The organism is Cobetia sp. UCD-24C (assembly GCF_001306765.1).
Classification (GTDB): domain Bacteria; phylum Pseudomonadota; class Gammaproteobacteria; order Pseudomonadales; family Halomonadaceae; genus Cobetia; species Cobetia amphilecti.
In genome coordinates, this window is sequence record NZ_LJTD01000006.1 from 108,290 (window position 1) to 126,974 (window position 18,685).

The 18,685-nt window shown below is 61.3% G+C and carries 19 protein-coding genes; all 19 read right to left on the minus strand.

The annotated features are described in order from the left end of the window. Positions 1–6 precede the first annotated feature (6 nt). A complete protein-coding gene (locus AOG28_RS10230; protein WP_043331724.1) occupies positions 7–786 on the minus strand; it encodes a DeoR/GlpR family DNA-binding transcription regulator in 780 nt (259 codons plus the stop codon). Positions 787–1,007: 221 nt separating this feature from the next. Then, entirely contained in the window at positions 1,008–2,378 is a 1,371-nt protein-coding gene (gene glmU / locus AOG28_RS10235) for a bifunctional UDP-N-acetylglucosamine diphosphorylase/glucosamine-1-phosphate N-acetyltransferase GlmU (protein ID WP_054556359.1), read from the minus strand. 327 nt (positions 2,379–2,705) lie between these two features. Further along, the gene (locus AOG28_RS10240; RefSeq protein ID WP_054556360.1) at positions 2,706–3,128 is read right to left on the minus strand and encodes a F0F1 ATP synthase subunit epsilon; all 423 of its coding nucleotides are present in this window, start codon (positions 3,126–3,128) and stop codon (positions 2,706–2,708) included. A 29-nt stretch (positions 3,129–3,157) separates the two neighbouring features. After that, positions 3,158–4,531: a F0F1 ATP synthase subunit beta gene (gene atpD, locus AOG28_RS10245; RefSeq protein WP_043331716.1), complete on the minus strand. Its 1,374-nt coding sequence runs from the start codon at positions 4,529–4,531 to the stop codon at positions 3,158–3,160. Positions 4,532–4,587: 56 nt separating this feature from the next. After that, complete coding sequence (gene atpG, locus AOG28_RS10250; RefSeq protein WP_043331714.1) at positions 4,588–5,454, minus strand: F0F1 ATP synthase subunit gamma; 867 nt, start codon at positions 5,452–5,454, stop codon at positions 4,588–4,590. Between the two features lie 67 nt (positions 5,455–5,521). Next, complete coding sequence (atpA, locus tag AOG28_RS10255) at positions 5,522–7,066, minus strand: F0F1 ATP synthase subunit alpha (protein ID WP_043331712.1); 1,545 nt, start codon at positions 7,064–7,066, stop codon at positions 5,522–5,524. A gap of 16 nt (positions 7,067–7,082) precedes the next feature. Then, entirely contained in the window at positions 7,083–7,625 is a 543-nt protein-coding gene (locus AOG28_RS10260) for a F0F1 ATP synthase subunit delta (RefSeq protein WP_043331710.1), read from the minus strand. Positions 7,626–7,638: 13 nt separating this feature from the next. Continuing rightward, positions 7,639–8,109: a F0F1 ATP synthase subunit B gene (locus tag AOG28_RS10265; protein WP_043331708.1), complete on the minus strand. Its 471-nt coding sequence runs from the start codon at positions 8,107–8,109 to the stop codon at positions 7,639–7,641. 64 nt (positions 8,110–8,173) lie between these two features. After that, complete coding sequence (atpE, locus tag AOG28_RS10270; protein WP_011508579.1) at positions 8,174–8,422, minus strand: F0F1 ATP synthase subunit C; 249 nt, start codon at positions 8,420–8,422, stop codon at positions 8,174–8,176. A 101-nt stretch (positions 8,423–8,523) separates the two neighbouring features. Beyond that, a complete protein-coding gene (gene atpB / locus AOG28_RS10275) occupies positions 8,524–9,387 on the minus strand; it encodes a F0F1 ATP synthase subunit A (RefSeq protein WP_043331706.1) in 864 nt (287 codons plus the stop codon). 9 nt (positions 9,388–9,396) lie between these two features. Then, complete coding sequence (locus AOG28_RS10280) at positions 9,397–9,801, minus strand: ATP synthase subunit I (RefSeq protein WP_043331819.1); 405 nt, start codon at positions 9,799–9,801, stop codon at positions 9,397–9,399. Between the two features lie 405 nt (positions 9,802–10,206). Further along, positions 10,207–11,151: a ParB/RepB/Spo0J family partition protein gene (locus AOG28_RS10285; protein WP_054556361.1), complete on the minus strand. Its 945-nt coding sequence runs from the start codon at positions 11,149–11,151 to the stop codon at positions 10,207–10,209. A gap of 18 nt (positions 11,152–11,169) precedes the next feature. After that, positions 11,170–11,937: a ParA family protein gene (locus AOG28_RS10290; RefSeq protein ID WP_043331702.1), complete on the minus strand. Its 768-nt coding sequence runs from the start codon at positions 11,935–11,937 to the stop codon at positions 11,170–11,172. A gap of 149 nt (positions 11,938–12,086) precedes the next feature. Beyond that, positions 12,087–12,737 carry a 16S rRNA (guanine(527)-N(7))-methyltransferase RsmG gene (gene rsmG, locus AOG28_RS10295; protein WP_043331700.1) on the minus strand — a complete coding sequence of 217 codons (651 nt, stop codon included), beginning with the start codon at positions 12,735–12,737 and terminating at the stop codon, positions 12,087–12,089. Continuing rightward, on the minus strand, positions 12,734–14,656 hold the full coding sequence (mnmG, locus tag AOG28_RS10300; protein ID WP_054556362.1) for a tRNA uridine-5-carboxymethylaminomethyl(34) synthesis enzyme MnmG: 1,923 nt from the start codon (positions 14,654–14,656) through the stop codon (positions 12,734–12,736). Before mnmG ends, rsmG begins: the two co-directional genes overlap by 4 nt. 17 nt (positions 14,657–14,673) lie before the next feature. Beyond that, a complete protein-coding gene (locus tag AOG28_RS18230) occupies positions 14,674–14,958 on the minus strand; it encodes a hypothetical protein (RefSeq protein WP_152965399.1) in 285 nt (94 codons plus the stop codon). 1,074 nt (positions 14,959–16,032) lie between these two features. Then, the gene (locus tag AOG28_RS10305) at positions 16,033–16,779 is read right to left on the minus strand and encodes an amino acid ABC transporter ATP-binding protein (protein ID WP_054556363.1); all 747 of its coding nucleotides are present in this window, start codon (positions 16,777–16,779) and stop codon (positions 16,033–16,035) included. 109 nt (positions 16,780–16,888) lie between these two features. Further along, positions 16,889–17,560 carry an amino acid ABC transporter permease gene (locus AOG28_RS10310; protein ID WP_043331697.1) on the minus strand — a complete coding sequence of 224 codons (672 nt, stop codon included), beginning with the start codon at positions 17,558–17,560 and terminating at the stop codon, positions 16,889–16,891. Positions 17,561–17,710: 150 nt separating this feature from the next. Then, positions 17,711–18,472 (minus strand): transporter substrate-binding domain-containing protein, encoded by a 762-nt coding sequence (locus AOG28_RS10315; RefSeq protein ID WP_043331694.1) that lies wholly within the window; start codon positions 18,470–18,472, stop codon positions 17,711–17,713. Positions 18,473–18,685 lie beyond the last annotated feature (213 nt).

An 18,685-nucleotide genomic window follows, 5' to 3' on the forward strand; every position in this document is an offset into this window, starting at 1 on the left:
ATCTCCTTATGCAGTTGCTGGCTCGATGAGCGGGGCGATCAACACCTCGACGCCATGAGCACGAATCTGGTCACGCGCAGCATCAGGCAACGCGTCATCGGTTATCAGGGTACTGACGCTGGACCAGGCCAGCTCCAGGTTGGGAATGCGGCGGCCCAGCTTGTGGGATTCCGCCATCACCACCACTTCACGCGACACCTCGGCCATCACGCGCGACAGGCCGATCAGCTCGTTGAAGGTGGTGGTGCCACGCTCGAGATCGAGACCATCCGCGCCGAGAAACACCTGATCAAAGTCATAGCTGCGCAGCACCTGCTCCGCCACCTGACCCTGGAAGGAATCGGAGTGCGGGTCCCAGGTGCCACCGGTCATCAGCAGCACCGGCTCGTTTTCCAGCTCACGGATGGCATTGGCCACGCTCAGCGAGTTGGTCATCACGATCAGGTCATCCCGGCCCTTGAGCTCGGGAATCAACACCACCGTGGTGGTGCCGCTGTCGATGATGATGCGCTGGTGCGCGCGGATACGGCTCGCGGCGAGACGGGCGATGGCCTGCTTGGCGGCGCTGACCGGCTCGTCATGCACCAGCAGCTCACGCGGCATGGCCACGGCGCCGCCATAGCGTCTGAGCAGCAGGCCACTCTTCTCGAGGAAGGCCAGGTCCTTGCGGATGGTGACCTCCGAGGTGGCAAGCTCCCGCGCCAGTGCCTCGACACTGACCTCACCGTCACGCGCCAGCTGATCAAGGATCTGGTGACGCCGTTGTGGTGTCAGTCGCTTTGACATCGGGGACCCCCATAAAGTTTCGAACCGAAAGATAAGAGAGATGAATCGAAACATCAAGTGAAAGACGATAGAGGATGAGAAGATTCACTCCTGGCAGGTCATCCAGCACAACCGGCCGTGACGAAAAACGGGGAGACACCTGTCGGTGCCTCCCCGCCGGTGATGCTCATCTCCCCTCAGGGACAAGCATCGCTACCACTGCTGCGGATCACAGCTGCCGATCACTTCTTGGTCGGACGCGGCCATTCCGGCTTGTCGATGCGCTTGCCACGCGCCACGCTCAGCGCGCCCTCGGCGACATCGCGGCTCAAGGTAGAGCCGGCACCCACGGTGGCACCGGCACCGATCTTGAGCGGTGCCACCAGCGCCGAGTTGGAGCCGATGAACGCATTGGCGCCGATTTCGGTGCGGAACTTGTTGGCACCATCGTAGTTGCAGGTGATGGTGCCGGCGCCGACATTGACGGCCTCACCGAGGGTGGCATCGCCGACATAGCTCAGGTGATTGATCTTGGCATCGACACCGACCTGGGCATTCTTGGTCTCGACGAAGTTGCCGATGCGTGCGCCACGCGCAAGCTCGGTGCCCGGACGCAGACGCGCGAACGGACCGACATTGTTGTCGCCTTCCAGCACGGCGCCGTCGATGACGCTGTGCGGCGCGATGTTGGCGCCGGCACCGATGGTGGCATTGCGGATCACGCAGTGGGCGCCGATGACCACATCATCCGCCAGGGTGACGTCGCCTTCGAAGATGCAGCCGACATCGATGCTGATGTCAGTGCCGATGGTCAGCTTGCCGCGTACGTCGATGCGTGACGGGTCGGCCAGGCTGGCGCCTTCGGTCATCAGGCGGTTGGCCTCACGACGCTGGAAGGCACGCTCGAGATCGGCCAGCTGCAGGCGGTTGTTGACGCCCTGCACTTCCTCGACCGCCGCCGGCTGGGCGGTGGCGATGTTGACGCCTTCGCTAGCTGCCATGGCGATGATGTCGGTCAGGTAGTACTCGCCCTGGGCATTGTCGGCGGACAGCGCCGGCAGCCAGCGCTTGAGCTGGGCACCAGTGGTGGCGAGGATACCGGTGTTGCCTTCCTGGATGGCCAGCTGCTCCGGCGTGGCATCCTTGTGCTCGACGATGGCGCTGACGCGGCCTTCGGCGTCACGCACGATACGGCCATAGCCTGTCGGGTCTTCCAGAATCACCGTCAGCAGGCCCAGGGTCTGCTCACTGACTTCGGCCAGCAGCGCCTCGAGGGTCTCGCGACGAATCAGCGGCACATCGCCATACAGGATCAGCACCTTGCCATCACCGATGGCGTCCAGTGACTGGGCCACGGCGTGACCGGTGCCCTTCTGCTCTGCCTGCACCGCGAAGCTGGCGCCGGTATCGGCCAGCTGCTGCTGGACGCGCTCACCACCATGACCGATGACGACATTCAGATGCGCACCGTCCAGGCCTGTGGCGGTGTCAGCCACATGACACACCATCGCCTTGCCTGCCAGCGGGTGCAGCACCTTCGGCAATCTGGAACGCATGCGGGTGCCCTGGCCTGCGGCAAGAATGACGACGTCGGTACGCTCTGCGCTGCTCATCGGTGAACTCCTGTAGAAAGCGGGTCTTCATACCTGAAGCCCTGAAAATAGTGGCGCCATGATAGCAGCTGATCCGTGACCTGCCAGTGACGAGGTTTACCCACGGGACTGTCGCCGAGAACAGACCCGAGAAAGTAGCAGTGCTCCCGCAAGAGCTCTCAGCCAAGCGGCTCAGCGCTCAAGGTGCTGACGGATGAGCACGCTCAGCCCTGAATCGCGCCAGGCTACCCCAGCGGCAAGACTGTCCATTCCCGGGTGATGAGCACAAAAAAAGGCGACCCGAAGGTCGCCTCTTTCCTGTCACTGGCCGTCATGGCCCAGTGCATCTCAGCGCGTGTGACGACGCATCTGCTGCACGGTGCGCAGCTTGGCCATCGCCTCGGCCAGTTCGGCCGTGGCGCGTGAGTATTCCAGTTCGGAAGCCTGGTCGTTCATGGCCTTCAAGGCCACTTCCTTGGCTTCCTGGGCTGCCGCCTCATCCAGATCGTCGGCACGTACTGCGGTGTCGGCGAGGACTGAAACGAGGTTCGGCTGCACTTCGAGGAATCCGCCACTGACGTAGTAGATTTCCTCGGCCCCACCCTGACGCTGAACGCGAATCGGGCCGGGTTGCAGCTCGGTCAGCAGCGGAGCGTGACCCGGCATGATGCCGAGGTCACCTTCGCTGCCGGCAGCCACGAGACGCTCGACCAGGCCGGAAAAGATGCCTTTCTCAGCGCTGACGATGTCGCAATGGACGCTCATAGCCATACCTGTTTCCTCATGCCTGAACAGGGAAATTACATGCCCTTGGCTTTCTCGACAGCTTCGTCGATGGTGCCGACCATGTAGAACGCCTGCTCCGGCAGTGCGTCATATTCGCCGTCCAGGATACCCTGGAAGCCGCGGATGGTGTCCTTGAGGGACACGTACTTGCCCGGCGCGCCGGTGAAGATTTCCGCAACGAAGAACGGCTGTGACAGGAAGCGCTGGATCTTGCGCGCACGTGCCACGGTCTGCTTGTCTTCGTCAGACAGCTCGTCCATCCCGAGGATGGCGATGATGTCTTTCAGCTCCTTGTAGCGCTGCAACACACCCTGAACGTTACGGGCAGTGTTGTAGTGCTCTTCGCCAACGACCAGCGGGTCGAGCTGACGAGAGGTGGAGTCGAGCGGGTCAACGGCCGGATAGATACCCAGCTCGGCAATCTGACGGGACAGTACGACAGTCGCGTCAAGGTGCGAGAAGGTGGTCGCCGGAGACGGATCGGTCAAGTCATCCGCGGGGACGTAGACGGCCTGCACGGAAGTGATCGAGCCAGTCTTGGTAGAAGTGATGCGTTCCTGCAGGACGCCCATCTCTTCCGCCAGAGTCGGCTGATAACCTACCGCGGACGGCATACGACCCAGCAGTGCGGACACTTCGGTCCCCGCCAGGGTGTAACGATAGATGTTGTCGACGAACAGCAGAACGTCACGACCTTCGTCACGGAACTTCTCGGCGATGGTCAGACCGGTCAGTGCCACGCGCAGACGGTTACCCGGCGGCTCGTTCATCTGGCCATAGACCAGGGCAACCTTGTCGAGAACGTTGGATTCCTTCATTTCGTGGAAGAAATCGTTACCTTCACGAGTACGCTCACCCACGCCCGCGAACACGGAATAACCGCTGTGCTCGGTGGCGATGTTGCGGATCAGCTCCATCATGTTGACGGTCTTGCCGACACCGGCGCCGCCGAACAGACCGACCTTGCCGCCCTTGGCGAACGGGCAGACCAGGTCGATGACCTTGATGCCGGTTTCCAGAAGCTCGTTGGACGCTGCCTGTTCCGCGAAGCTCGGGGCTGCACGGTGAATCGGCATGTGCTCTTCAGCACCCACGTCGCCAGCTTCGTCGATCGGCTGACCCAGCACGTTCATGATGCGACCCAGAGTCGCCGTGCCAACCGGCACGGAGATCGGAGCACCGGTGCTCTCAACTGCGAGACTGCGCTTGAGGCCTTCGGTCGAACCCATTGCGATAGTACGGACCACGCCGTCGCCCAGCTGCTGCTGGACTTCGAGTACGGTCTCGCTATCGGCGACGTTCAGGGCGTCGTAGACCTTGGGCACTGCGTCCCGCGGAAACTCGACGTCAATCACCGCGCCGATGATTTGTACGATACGTCCGCTCATTCCTGGTTCCTCTTAAACCTGCGATTGAAACCTGCTTGCCTGTTGCCACGCTGTCATCAGACGGCGGCGGCACCGGATACGATCTCGGAGATTTCCTGAGTGATCGCTGCCTGGCGGGCCTTGTTGTAGACCAGCTGAAGGTCGTCGATCAGGTCGCCGGCGTTATCGGTCGCACTCTTCATTGCGATCATTCGCGCTGCCTGTTCGCAGGCGATGTTCTCGACCACGGCCTGGTAGACCTGGGCCTCGACATAGCGCTTGAGCAGCTTGTCGAGCAACGAGACGGCATCCGGCTCATACAGGTAGTCCCATGTAGTGGGACCGGTTTCTTCGTCATTCAGATCAGCTTCGAGAGGAAGCAGCTGACGCACGACCGGCTTCTGCGTCATGGTGTTGACGAACTCGTTGAACACCACGTACAGACGGTCGAGGCTGCCCTCGTCGAATGCGTCCAGCATGGCCTTGACGCTACCGATCAGATCCTGGGTACCCGGGGAATCCCCGAGACCGGACTTGGCGGCAAGCAGGTTGCCACCGTAGTTGCGGAAGAAGGTACCGGCCTTGGAGCCGAGGGCACAGAAGTCCACCTCGACACCCTGGTCGCGCCAGCTCTTCGCATGCTTGGTGACAGCCTTGAACAGATTGGCGTTCAGGCCACCACACAGGCCGCGATCACTGGAGACCACGATATAACCGACACGCTTCACATCGCGTTCCATCAGATACGGATGGCGATATTCCGGGTTGGCCCGGGCGATGTGTCCTACAACCTTGCGGATCTGATGAGCATAAGGCTGGCTGGCCGCCATGCGATCCTGCGCTTTACGCATCTTGGACGCAGCCACCATTTCCATGGCGCTGGTGATCTTTTGCGTATTTTTGATGCTCCCGATCTGGGAGCGAATCTCTTTTGCAGCTGCCATAGCGATCTGCCTTATTCATGCCACCCGAAGGGAAACGACAGGGCCCGGACTGGCCGGGCCATGCCACTTACCAGCTTTGAGTCGCCTTGAACTTCTCGACGCCAGCCTTGAGACCATTCTTGATCTCGTCATCGTAGCCGCCGGACTGATTGATCTTGTCCAGAAGATCCGCGTGCTCGGAGCGCATGAAGTCCAGCAGCGCCTTCTCGAAGCCCAGCACCTTGGCGACGTCGACGTCATCCAGGTAGCCTTCGTTGGCCGCGAACAGCGAGATCGCCATGTCGGCCACGGACATCGGAGAGTACTGCTTCTGCTTCATCAGCTCGGTGACACGCTGACCATGCTCGAGCTGCTTGCGGGTCGCTTCGTCCAGATCAGAGGCGAACTGGGAGAAAGCTGCCAGCTCACGGTACTGAGCCAGTGCCAGACGCACACCACCACCCAACTTCTTGATGATCTTGGTCTGAGCAGCACCACCGACACGGGAAACAGACAGACCCGCGTTGATGGACGGACGGATGCCGGAGTTGAACAGGCTGGTCTCGAGGAAGATCTGACCGTCGGTGATGGAGATCACGTTGGTCGGAACGAACGCAGACACGTCGCCACCCTGGGTCTCGATGATCGGCAGCGCAGTCAGGGAGCCGGTCTTGCCTTTCACTTCACCCTTGGTGAACTGCTCGACATAATCGGCGTTGACGCGTGCGGAACGCTCAAGCAGACGGGAGTGGAGATAGAAGACGTCACCCGGGTAGGCTTCACGGCCCGGCGGACGCTTGAGCAGCAGGGAGATCTGACGATACGCCCATGCCTGCTTGGTCAGATCGTCATAGACGATCATCGCGTCTTCACCGCGGTCGCGGAAGTACTCACCCATGGTGCAACCGGCGTACGGTGCCAGGAACAGCATGGCAGCCGGATCGGAAGCGCCAGCAGCGACGATGATGGTGTGTTCCATCGCGCCGTGCTCTTCGAGCTTGCGCACGACGTTGGCAATGGTGGACTGCTTCTGGCCGACGGCGACGTAGACGCAGGTAATGCCCTTGCCCTTCTGATTGATGATGGCATCAATCGCGATGGCGGACTTACCAATCTGACGGTCACCGATGATCAGCTCGCGCTGACCACGGCCGATCGGCACCATGGCATCGATGGACTTCAGACCTGTCTGCACCGGCTGGTCGACCGGCTCACGGGCGATGACGCCCGGAGCGACCTTCTCAACCGCGTCAGTCAGCTTGGCGTCGATCGGGCCTTTGCCGTCAATCGGGTTACCCAGCGCGTCGACCACACGGCCGACCATTTCCGGGCCTACCGGCACTTCGAGGATACGACCGGTGCACTGCGCGGTCATGCCCTCTTCGAGCTGGAGGTAGTCACCCAGAACGACAGCACCGACGCTGTCGCGCTCAAGGTTAAGCGCCATACCAAAGACGCCACCCGGGAATTCAATCATCTCACCGAACATGACGTCTGCGAGGCCGTGGATCTGCACGATGCCGTCGGAGACGCTGACGATGGTGCCCTGATTACGGGCTTCGGATGCGACGTCAAGCTTTTCGATACGCTGCTTGATGATGTCGCTGATCTCGGAAGGATTCAGTTGCTGCATGCCATGTCCCTCGGACTCAGGAGTTCAGTGCTTCGGAAAGCCGGGCCAGCTTGCCGCGCACGGAGCCGTCAATGACGGTATCTCCGGCACGGATGATGACGCCGCCGAGCAGCGTACTATCCACCTGAGTGGTAATGGAGATGTCGCGGTTCAGACGCTTGCGCAGGGCAGTGGCGAGCTTTTCTTCCTGCTCACTCTCCAGTGCAAAGGCAGACACCAGGGTCACCTCGACACGCTGTTCCTGCTCGGCCTTCTGGGCCTCGAACAATTCGGCCACGGAGGGCAGGGCCGCAAGGCGGTCCTGCTCACCGAGAGTCCGGATGAAGTTGCGGGCGCTGTCATCCAGCGCCTCACCGCACACGTCCAGGAAGGTGCCAACCTTGTGCTCGGTGGAGAGCTTGGGGTTGTCGAGCACCGCCTTGACGTTTGCGTCGACAGCGACGAGCGCCGCTGTCGACAACATGCCGGACCAGGCCTCTAGCGCCTGCTGGCCGCGTGCAAACTCGAACGCCGCCTTGGCGTACGGGCGAGCCGCGGTGGAGGTAGACGTTTCAGCCATGGAATCAGTCTCCTCAGAGCTCGGCAGCGAGCTTGTCAATCAGCTCGCGGTGCTTGGCTTCGTCGATGGAGGATTCCAGGATGCGCTCGGCGCCGACCACTGCAAGAGCAGCGACCTGACCACGGAGCTCGTCCTTGGCCTGGTTGATCTCCTGGGAGATTTCGGCACGGGCCTGCGCAACGAGACGCTCGCCTTCCGCACGTGCAGTTTCACGTGCTTCCTCGATCATCTGGTTGGAGCGCTTATGGGTCTGCTCAATGATGCGTGCTGCTTCATCCTTGCTTTCCCGCAGAGTCTCGGTGGCTTTTTCCTGCGCCAGTTCGAGGTCACGGGTAGCACGGCTGGCAGCATCCAGACCATCTGCAATCTTCTTCTGACGTTCTGCCAGAGCCTGTGTGACCGGCGGCCAGACATACTTCATGCAGAAATAAACGAAGACCGCAAAGGCGATGGCCTGACCAATCAGGGTTAAGTTCAGATTCACGCCAGCACCTCTCGCTTCACGATTGTTGGGTCAAAAACACGGTAGGCCGGAGGCCAGCCGATGTTTAACCGACAAACGGGTTGGCGAAGGTGAAGAACAGCGCGATACCAACACCGATCATGGTCACGGCATCCAGCAGACCAGCGACGATGAACATCTTGACCTGCAGCTGCGGGATCATTTCCGGCTGACGCGCTGCGCCTTCCAGGAACTTGCCACCGAGGATACCGAAACCGATGGCGGTGCCCAGGGCGCCCAGGCCGATCAGCAGGGAGACGGCGATAGCGGTCATGCCAAGAACTTGTGCTTCCATTGTGGAACTCCAGTTTTAGTCAAGTTTAAGTCAAGGGTTGAGGGTGTGAGCAGAGCTCGGAAATCTTGCCCCACGCCACGGATGGCGCGGGGCGAATTACATCAGTGGTCTTCGCTGGCCATGCTCAGGTAGACGATGGTCAGCATCATGAAGATGAATGCCTGCAGGGTGATGACCAGGATATGGAAGACCGCCCACGGGAAGTGCAGGGGCAGCTGCCAGATACCGACCAGCGAGATCAGGATGAAGATCAGCTCGCCTGCATACATGTTACCGAACAGACGCAGCGCCAGAGAGATCGGCTTGGCGATCAGCGTCACGAACTCAAGCAGGAAGTTGACCGGAATCAGCGCGATCTGTGCCAGCTTGTTCGGGGTGTTGAACGGGTGCAGCGTCAGTTCGGCCAGGAAGCCCTTGAGGCCCTTGACGCGAATGGAATAGAAGATGATCAGCGCGAACACGGACAATGACATGCCCAGCGTGGCATTGATGTCAGTGGACGGCACCACCTTGAAGAACACGTGAGCCGGATCGGCGCCGAACATCTCACCGACCTTGGCAGCAACGCCAGGCAGCCAGTCGACGGGGATCAAGTCCATCAGGTTCATCAGGAAGATCCAGCAGAAGATCGTCAGTGACAGCGGTGCGATCAGGCGTGAACGGCCATGGAAGGTCTCACGCACGGACTGATCGACGAACTCGACCATCAATTCGACGAAGTTCTGCAGACCGCTGGGAACGCCAGTGGTGGCGGACTTGGCGACCTTGCGGAACAGGCACAGGAAGATCAGGCCCAGACCGATGGACCAGCCCATGGTATCCAGGTGGATGGCCCAGAATCCCATGTCGGCCGCTTCCTGAGCGCTGTGCGCCAGTGACCATCCGTGTTCCGGGTGGTTGCCGTACGTCAGATTCTGCAGGTGGTGCTGAATATATTCGGAGGGACTCGGGTTGGTGCCTGCCATGACTCTGCCTCAGGTTCGTGTGTACGGTGTTCGCTTCACCAGCCAGGGGCCCAGCCAGTGAACCGCCATTGCCGCCACGTAAGCGCAAAAAAATAAAGCGGGGTTTGAGGGCGGCACTGCGATGAAGAAGAACGCAAACAATACGGCCGTCAAACCGAACTTACCGGCCTCGGCCTGATAGAAGGCCTTGACCATTGCCTGGGCGTAGCGTGCACCGGTCACACGCAGTGAACGCCAGGCGAAAAACAGATTGGGCAGCAGGCAGACCAGCCCACCACACAGCGCGGAAAGCGCCGCACCACTGCCTTTCATCACTCCCGCCAGCAAGACGGCAATCACGATGACCAGCGCCTGGCCCCAGAGCAATCGAGCCACCTGAGGGCGTTGTAGAGCAGCGGGTGTCGTCTTGTGCATCTTGGACCTGTGTCTCGCAATGATGGCCTTCGCCATTTCTGGCGCTGCGCTGGACACAGCCCGGGAGCAAACTCGCCGGATTATAGGGGAGCGCTTCACCGCCATCAACCAAACGACAAGCTAAATTCCTTGATCTTTCGCAAGCTTACGACCAAAGCCTCACTATCTTGCGGGAAACCGATGACAGTTTGCTTACGTTGACAGTCGCTTGCGGTGCGAGCGACACAGGGTTGCATGAATCACAACCTGACGTCAGCAACATCCTTCAATATCTTGAATGTCAGATGCATTTCGCGCCCCTGCGACAATGAGTCACAGGGGCGCGAAAGAGGATCGTGATCCGTCACGCGGAAAATTGCCGCCTGGGGAGGTGTGACGCGCGGTCAGCCCTCCCCCGCTCGCCCACTAGTGGATATGGCCGAGAATGCCGTCCAGCTCATCCAGACTGGTGTAGGAGATGGTGACCTTGCCCTTGCCGCTCTTGCCGTGACGGATATTGACGGCGGCACCCAGTTGCTCCGAGAGGCGCGTTTCCAGACGCTGGATGTCGGCGTCCGGTCGCGCCGGTGCCGGCTTGGGCTGCTCACCCTTCTGCACGCTTTTCACCAGCGCTTCGGTCTGGCGCACGGTCAGCTCGCGCTCGACGACTTCATGGGCCAGCTTGCGCTGACGTGCCGGAGTCAGGCCGATCAGAGCACGGGCGTGCCCCATGTCGAGCTCACCGCGCTCCAGCAGGGTCTGCACTTCCTGTTCCAGCGTCAGCAGTCGCAGCAGATTGGTGACCTGGGCGCGTGAACGCCCGACCGCGTCGCCCACCTGCTGCTGGGTCAGCTCGAATTCCTCGAGCAGGCGCTTGAGCGCCAGGGCTTCCTCGACCGGATTGAGGTTCTCGCGCTGGATATTCTCGATCAATGCCAGCGCGAGCGCGATCTCATCGCTGATGCCTTCGCGGACGACGGCGGGGATGGTATCCAGCTCCGCCAGCTGCGAGGCACGCCAGCGGCGTTCGCCGGCGATGATCTCGTAGCGCCCCTCCCCCACCGGCCGCACCACGATGGGCTGCATCACGCCCTGAGCCCGGATGGAATCCGCCAGCTCCTCGAGCGCTTCCGGCTGAATGTCACGCCGTGGCTGATACTTGCCACGCTGCAGCTGCCCGAGCGGCAGGCGCTCGAGGCGCTCGCTGGGCAATTCCGCCGTGGCAGCGGCCGGATTCGCGGCCAGCGCGGCATCCGGTGACGCATCGATGGCGTCGCCATCGACTTCTATATCGGCTTCGACATGGCGGCGGCGGTTTCCGGCGCCAATCAGGGCATCCAGGCCCCTTCCCAGGGCACGCTTACGCGTCATGGACCTTCCTCGGTGAAGTTACAGCGAGAGACGACGAATCAATTCCTTGGCGAGCACCCGATAGGCCTGGCTGCCACGCGACAGACGCGCATACTTGGTCACCGGCAGGCCGTGGCTCGGCGCTTCCGCCACCCGCACGTTGCGCGGAATGGTCGCCTTGATCAGGGTATCGCCAAAGTAATCGGAAAGTTGCTTGCTGACATCGCGGGTCAGACTGTTGCGAGCGTCGTACATGGTACGCACGATCCCGAACACGTCGAGGGCCGGATTCACGTTGCCTTGAATCTGCTCGACGGTATCGAGCAGCGCTGACAGACCTTCCAGCGCGTAGAACTCGCACTGCAGCGGGATCAGCACGCCATGGGCGGCGGTCAGGGCATTGACGGTCAACATGTTGAGCGAGGGCGGGCAGTCGATCAGTACCACGTCATATTCCGCGGCGATCGGCGCCAGAGCTTCCGTGAGGCGGCGCTCACGCCCCTCGACACCGAGAAGATCGACCTCGGCGGCAGTAAGGTCGCCATTGCCGGGCAACAGGGCGTAGCCGGCATCGGGACAATCGAGAATCACGTCACTGGCACGCAGCTCCCCCAGCAGCACATCCAGCACGCTGCCTTCGAGGTCGTGCTTGTCGATGCCGCTGCCCATGGTGGCATGGCCCTGCGGGTCGAGATCGATCAGCAGAACGCGGCGATCGAGTGCCGCCAGCGACGCCGCCAGATTGACGGCAGTGGTGGTCTTGCCGACGCCACCCTTCTGGTTGGTCAGCGCGATGATCTTGGTCACGAGCGACTTCCTTGGTTCCTTGAGAAGCGGGGCCATTGGCACCAGCCACATGCTCACGAGGACAGATCAATGATCTGCCCTCGTGAAAACATCAGGCTGCCTGCCTTTTGCGCCCGGCACAATCCCTGCGCACGCCTTGAGGCGCTTTATCAGTCGCGCTTGAGGCGCAGAAGGTGACGCTCCCCTTCCTCGCCCGGCACTTCCAGCACCAATGTCTCGACCAGCGAGACACCCATCGGCAGGCGGGCAATCTCATCACTGGGGATGCGCCCTTTCATGGCCAGCCATTCGCCGCCCTCGGCGAGCACGGCCGCCGACAGATTGACGAAGGCATCGGTATCGGCGAAGGCACGCGAGATGATCTGTTCGAACGGCGCACCATCATAGGCTTCGATGCGGACCTGGGTCGGGCTCAGATTCTTGAGGCCCAGTTCGTGGCCGGCCTGAATCTGGAAGCGCACCTTCTTGCCATTCGAATCCAGCGGCACGACGGCGATGTCGGGACGCATGATCGCGATCACGATGCTGGGCAGGCCCGGGCCGGCGCCGACATCCAGAAGACGTGGCCCACTGATATAAGGCAGCACACTGAGGCTGTCGAGCAGATGGCGAGTCACCATCGCCTCCGGCTCACGTACCGCGGTGAGGTTATAGGCGCGATTCCACTTGTGCAACAGCACCAGCAACGTCATCAGCTGGGCGTGCTGTTCCTCGCTCAGCGCCACTCCCATGGCGCTGGCACCACGACTGAGCAGCTGAGCGCAACGTTCACGCTGTGTCTCGTTGAGCGTCTGGCTCATTGCGCGGCTCCCGTGTCAGCCGTTGCGGCATCTGCGGGTGTCTCCGCCTTGATCAGCTGACGCTTCTTCAAGTGAATCAACAGGATAGAGACAGCTGCCGGCGTGACACCGGAAATGCGACCGGCCTGGGCCAGCGTCGCCGGGCGCGCTTCGTTGAGCTTCTGCTTGATCTCGTTGGAGAGACCATCGACGGAATCATAATCGAGGCTGGTCGGCAGTTCGGTGTGCTCGTGACGGCGCAGGCGGTCGATCTCTTCCTGCTGACGCTGGATATAGCCTGCGTACTTGGCAGTGATCTGTACCTGTTCGGCGATGCGCCAGTCGTCGACCCCTTCCCCTTTCAGGCCTGCCACATCCGGATACTCGAGCTCCGGACGCTTGAGCAGTTCCATCAGGCTGGCTTCGCGCTTGAGCGGCGAGCTGAGCTTGTCGCTCAACGGGGCCAGTTCCGGGCTCTTCGGCGTCAGCCAGGTGCTCTCGAGACGCGCGGTCTCGCGGGCGATGGCTTCACGCTTGCGATCGAAGGCTTCCCAGCGGGCGTCATCGATCAGGCCCAGCTCGCGCCCCTTGGCGGTCAGACGCAGATCGGCATTGTCCTCACGCAGCAGCAGGCGATATTCGGCGCGCGAGGTGAACATGCGGTACGGCTCGCGCGTGCCGAGGGTGATCAGGTCATCGACCATCACACCGGTGTAGGCCTCGTCTCGCAGCGGATGCCAGGACTCGTCGTCAGTGGCGCGCAAGGCGGCATTGACGCCCGCCAGCAGCCCCTGGGCACCGGCTTCTTCATAGCCGGTGGTGCCGTTGATCTGACCGGCGAAGTACAGGTTCTTGATGAAACGCGTCTCCAGGGAGTGATGCAGGTCCTGGGGATTGAAGAAATCGTACTCGATGGCGTAGCCGGGACGCGTGATGTGCGCGTTCTCCATGCCACGGATCGAGCGCACCACCTCGAGCTGCGTATCGAAGGGCAGCGAGGTGGAGATGCCGTTGGGATACAGCTCATGGGTATTCAGGCCTTCCGGCTCGATGAAGACCTGGTGGCTGTTCTTGTCGGCGAAGCGGTGCACCTTGTCCTCGATGGACGGGCAGTAACGCGGCCCGATGCCATCGATGACGCCGGAGTACATCGGCGAGCGGTCGAGATTGGCGAAGATGATCTCGTGAGTGCGCTCGTTGGTGTGCGTGATGTAGCAGTTGACCTGCTCCGGCTGCATCTCACGGCTGCCCATGTAGGACATCACCGGACGCGGCGTATCACCCGGCTGGGCTTCCATCTTGCTGAAGTCGACGCTCTTGGCATCGATGCGCGGCGGGGTGCCGGTCTTGAGGCGATCGACGCGGAACGGCAGTTCACGCAGACGCGATGCCAGGCCATTGGCGGGCGGATCACCGGCACGGCCACCGGCATGGTTATCCAGGCCGATGTGGATCACGCCGCCGAGGAAGGTCCCGGTCGCCAGCACCACCGTGGTGGCGTGGAAGCGGATCCCGGTCTGGGTGACGACCCCCCGCACGGTCTCGCCTTCGACGATCAGGTCTTCCGCACCCTGCTGGAACAGCGTCAGGTTCGGCTGGTTTTCCAGCACGTTGCGGATCGCGGCCTTGTACAGCGCCCGGTCAGCCTGTGCGCGAGTGGCACGCACTGCCGGCCCCTTGCGGGCATTCAGGGTACGGAACTGGATACCCGCCATGTCGGTGGCCAGGCCCATGGCACCGCCCAGCGCATCGATCTCCTTGACCAGATGGCTCTTGCCGATCCCGCCGATGGCGGGATTGCAGGACATCTGGCCCAGCGTCTCGATGTTATGGGTCAGCAGCAGGGTCTGACGGCCCATGCGGGCAGCAGCCAGTGCGGCTTCCGTACCGGCATGACCGCCGCCGATGACGATCACGTCAAAGCGGTTCGGGTAATCCACGTTGGCACCTCGGGGTATCACGAAACTTGGGTGAAGCGCTGTTCGCTGGTTGGCGAAGCAGGCAAATCGGCCAGGCAGGGCGATGAATCGATGCCTGGATGAATCAAGGACTGCCAGACGGCATGGCGAATGATGTCCGTCGCCGAAGGCATGTGCTCGACCGGTGAGGGAGCTTGCAAGCCAGCAGGATGACGTCCGGGCCGCACAGTATAAACCGCCTGTGGGTAAGCGTCAGGAGTTTTCCACAGCGCCTTGCCCTGGCAGCCCATGAGCGAATGCCCGGGTTGTTTCTTCTGGAGCATCAATCCACGCCGCGGCGATTCACGAGTCTTGCGGATACGACGCGTCGATTTTCCGGCGAGGGATGCGCTACCCAGACAGCCGTTCGTTATCCCGAACACTTCGGATTCGGCGAGTTCACGCCAGGTCGATCGTGAGGTCTCGGTCCGTCCTTCGGGTTTCCGGATAACAAGATTATATAAAGAAAAGAAAAAGGGGTTCTGTTGATGTTGTAACTACTGTTGTGGACAAAATCAGTGGGAAATCGACTTTATCTGTTACAAATCAAAAGCTTACGATGTTGATATAGTTGGGGAGAAAATGCGGAGTACCTGAGGACGCCACCGGTCGCTTCCTGTGGATGAAATGCGCCCTTGTCCACAGCCCCGATTATCCCCTGATTCATACCGAGCTGGTACCCGACTTTTCTGCCCAGCTGTGCACAAGTGGCGTTGTTACCCACAACCCCTAGTGCTGCATGGCTTGACGGCAAGAAGGCCGCGGATAATGCCGGAAAATGTCCACAGAGGCAAATGTCGATTTCCTGCGCTGCCCAAGGCTGTAGACAGTCATGGGATAAGTGGTGCGTGAATGGCTACAGCCCTCGCCAATGGTGCCAATGACGCTACACGCCCCAGTCTGTGGATACTTTTTCGCTTGTTTTGCCCGTGTCGGCCGCTGAGACTGCCTGAACGCTGCTCCAGCGGCTCACGGTGCACGTTATCCTCGTGTGGTTTTCCGGCTAGTCCCCTGATTTATCCCTGTTTTTCACCAGCTAAAGCGACGCCTCAGCGAGGACTGCCAGGCGGGGAAAGCGTCATTCCTTCGAGCGCCAAGGCGTGTTTGCGTGACCTGGCAAGGGGGTGGCCGGGGCCAAAAAAATTCGTTTTTTTCTTCTCGAAATGCCGACAGATGGCGCGGGGAGAGAAGATTTTTCATCGTTTGGCGATCCGCAGGGCTCGCAAGCCTCTCTGAGGACAAAAAAATGCCCCGACCTGACGGTCGGGGCATGCCCGCTGCACGCATGGCAGCGGGTAGGGTCTTCACGTGCTCAACGCTTGTCTGACTAGTGGCTCAGCGAGCCTTGTGGAAGGCGCTCAGTGGGACAGTACGCGGGCCAGGAAGCTCTGGGTACGTGGATGTTGCGGCGTATCGAAGACCTGCTCTGGCGTGCCTTCCTCGACGATGCTGCCCTGATGGATGAACACCACCCGGTCTGCCACTTCACGGGCAAAACTCATTTCATGGGTGACGATCATCATCGTCATGCCTTCGCGGGCCAGCTTGCGCATGACATCGAGTACCTCGCCGATCATTTCCGGGTCCAGTGCCGAGGTGGGCTCATCGAACAGCATCAGGCGCGGTTCCATCGCCAATGAGCGGGCAATGGCCACGCGTTGCTGCTGGCCGCCGGAGAGTTGCCCCGGGTACTTGTCGGCCTGCTCGAGGATATTGACCCGCTCGAGCAGCGTATCGGCTTGCTGCTCGGCCGCCGGTCGTGAGGTACCGCGGACCTTGATGGGGGCCAGGCTGACGTTGTCACGCACGCTCATGTGCGGGAAGAGGTTGAACTGCTGGAAGACCATACCGACTTCGGTGCGTATCGCCTTGAGCGCCCTGTGGCTCTTGCCGTGGGGGATCAGCGAGTGCCCATCCACCTCGATGTTGCCGTCCTGAAACTCTTCCAGGCCGTTCACGCAGCGAATCAGTGTCGACTTGCCGGAGCCACTGGCCCCGATGATCACCACCACCTCCCCCTGGGCGACCTCGAGCTCGATGTCCTTGAGGACATGCAGGCTGCCGAAATGCTTGTTGAGCTTGTGCATCTTCACGATGGCAGTCATGGGGCACTCCGAACCGGCGCTGCATGCCGGAAGGTCGTCAGAGGAAAGAGATCAGGCAGAAGGAGAGAGGGCGTGGCTATATCCGTCGCGTGTGGGGGGCAGAGAGACATCATTGGCCCACCAACCCGCGGCGCTCGAGCATCCGCAAGCCAAATGACAGGCTGAGGGTGATCACCAGATACAGCAGCGCGACCATGAAGTAGGTTTCCAGCGCATTGAAGGTCGTGGCGATGTAGATCTGCCCCTGACGCACCAGCTCACCGACGCCGATCACCGAGAACAGCGAGGTGTCCTTGATCGAGACGATGCCCTGGTTGCCCAGCGCAGGGATCATGCGGCGCAGCGCCTGGGGCCAGATGACATAGCGGAAGGTCTGCGGGGTGGAAAGACCGAGTGACAGGCCGGCTTCCCGCTGGCCACGGGCGATGGACTGCACGCCACCGCGCACGATTTCCGAGATATAGGCCGCCGAGTTCAAGGCGATCGCGGCGATGCCGGCGGTCAGGGCATCGATGGGGCCACCGATGATCTGCGGCAGGCCATAGAAGATGAAGAGCACCTGGACGAGCACCGGGGTGCCACGGAAGATCTCGATATAGGCGGTGGCGACCCAGCGCAGGATCCGGCTGGGAGACAGGCTCAGCAGTCCGAACAGGATGCCGAGCACGAAGCCGATGGCGAGGCCACCGAAGGAAATGGCGAGGGTCCAGGGAATGCCCTCGAGCAGGTAGGGCACCGAATTGAGTGCGGCCTGCCAATCAAACTGGAACTGAACGTCCACGGGGGGCTCCTTGGCACGAACCTCTCATGCGCCGCTGGACGCGCCGGAGGTTCGAGACGACCGACATTCCGGCAGGCTGTCGCTGCCGAAATGTCGTGATGATGATCTGCACTACGCGACGTGGGGCGTCTGAGGCGAGTCGAAAGCGGCTTATTGGCTGTCGCCGGGCATGGCGCCGAACCACTTCTGGTAGATCTCGGCATAGCTGCCATCGGACTTCATCTCGGCCAGCGCCTTGTTGGCGGCCTCGGTCCACTCGCTGCCTTCGGTGAAGGCGATGCCGTATTGCTGGCCTTCATAGAGCGGCCCCACCGTCTTGACGCGTCCATTGCCCTTGGTCTTGGCGAAGTAGCCGACGTTGGGGGCATCGTAGAAGACGGCATCGACGCTGCCGGACATCAGGGCCATGTACATGTCGGCGCTGCCCGGATAAGGCGTGATGGTGGAGTCACCAAGGTTGGCGGTGAGGTAGTCGTAACTGGTGGAGCCGATCTTGGTGCCGATCTTCTTGCCTTCCAGGCCCTCGATATCCTCGATGTCGCCGTTGTTGGCCGAGGTCAGAATCTGCAGGCCGGAGTCATAGTAGGGATCGGTGAAGTCGACGATCTTCTCGCGCGCCTCGGTGATGGTGATGCCGGCAATGGCGACATCGACACTACCGGTCTGTACGGCCGGGATGATGCCATTGAAGTCCATGGTCTTGAGGTCGATATCGAAGCCGGCGCGCTCGCCGATGGCATTGAGGATGTCGATATCGAAGCCGACCATCTCGCCGCTTTCCTGGTCGAGCATCTCGAAGGGCACGAAGCTCGGGTCGGTCGCCGCCTTGAGGGTGACGGCGTGGGCAGCGCTGGCCATGAAGGTGGCGGCCGCGAGGCCAGAGAGGGAGGCCAGCAGGTGAGATCTGCGCATTTTACATTCCTCTTTATATTTAGGTTTTAGGATGTATAGCGTTTTTAGATTGACGAGCACACCGGACCCCGTCAAGCCTCCTGGCGCTGCCATGCGGCGAAGGGAAGCTTGCAAGCCACTGAGATGACGAAAAAAAATCGCCCCCTACCGGTCCCCGGTAGGGGGCGATCAGGCGCCAGCAAGGCGCCAATGTCGTGCGCGGGCCTGTCAGCC

Excerpts from the sequence above, each read along its gene's own strand:
- atpA (WP_043331712.1), bottom strand. The coding sequence starts at position 7,066 with ATGCAGCAACTGAATCCTTCCGAGATCAGCGACATCATCAAGCAGCGT.
- AOG28_RS10280 (WP_043331819.1), bottom strand. The coding sequence starts at position 9,801 with ATGCACAAGACGACACCCGCTGCTCTACAACGCCCTCAGGTGGCTCGA.
- AOG28_RS10285 (WP_054556361.1), bottom strand. The coding sequence starts at position 11,151 with ATGACGCGTAAGCGTGCCCTGGGAAGGGGCCTGGATGCCCTGATTGGC.
- AOG28_RS18230 (WP_152965399.1), bottom strand. The coding sequence starts at position 14,958 with ATGCTCCAGAAGAAACAACCCGGGCATTCGCTCATGGGCTGCCAGGGC.
- AOG28_RS10260 (WP_043331710.1), bottom strand. The coding sequence starts at position 7,625 with ATGGCTGAAACGTCTACCTCCACCGCGGCTCGCCCGTACGCCAAGGCG.
- AOG28_RS10305 (WP_054556363.1), bottom strand. The coding sequence starts at position 16,779 with ATGACTGCCATCGTGAAGATGCACAAGCTCAACAAGCATTTCGGCAGC.
- atpD (WP_043331716.1), bottom strand. The coding sequence starts at position 4,531 with ATGAGCGGACGTATCGTACAAATCATCGGCGCGGTGATTGACGTCGAG.
- atpG (WP_043331714.1), bottom strand. The coding sequence starts at position 5,454 with ATGGCAGCTGCAAAAGAGATTCGCTCCCAGATCGGGAGCATCAAAAAT.
- rsmG (WP_043331700.1), bottom strand. The coding sequence starts at position 12,737 with ATGAGCCAGACGCTCAACGAGACACAGCGTGAACGTTGCGCTCAGCTG.
- atpE (WP_011508579.1), bottom strand. The coding sequence starts at position 8,422 with ATGGAAGCACAAGTTCTTGGCATGACCGCTATCGCCGTCTCCCTGCTG.
- AOG28_RS10315 (WP_043331694.1), bottom strand. The coding sequence starts at position 18,472 with ATGCGCAGATCTCACCTGCTGGCCTCCCTCTCTGGCCTCGCGGCCGCC.
- AOG28_RS10230 (WP_043331724.1), bottom strand. The coding sequence starts at position 786 with ATGTCAAAGCGACTGACACCACAACGGCGTCACCAGATCCTTGATCAG.
- atpB (WP_043331706.1), bottom strand. The coding sequence starts at position 9,387 with ATGGCAGGCACCAACCCGAGTCCCTCCGAATATATTCAGCACCACCTG.
- glmU (WP_054556359.1), bottom strand. The coding sequence starts at position 2,378 with ATGAGCAGCGCAGAGCGTACCGACGTCGTCATTCTTGCCGCAGGCCAG.
- AOG28_RS10240 (WP_054556360.1), bottom strand. The coding sequence starts at position 3,128 with ATGGCTATGAGCGTCCATTGCGACATCGTCAGCGCTGAGAAAGGCATC.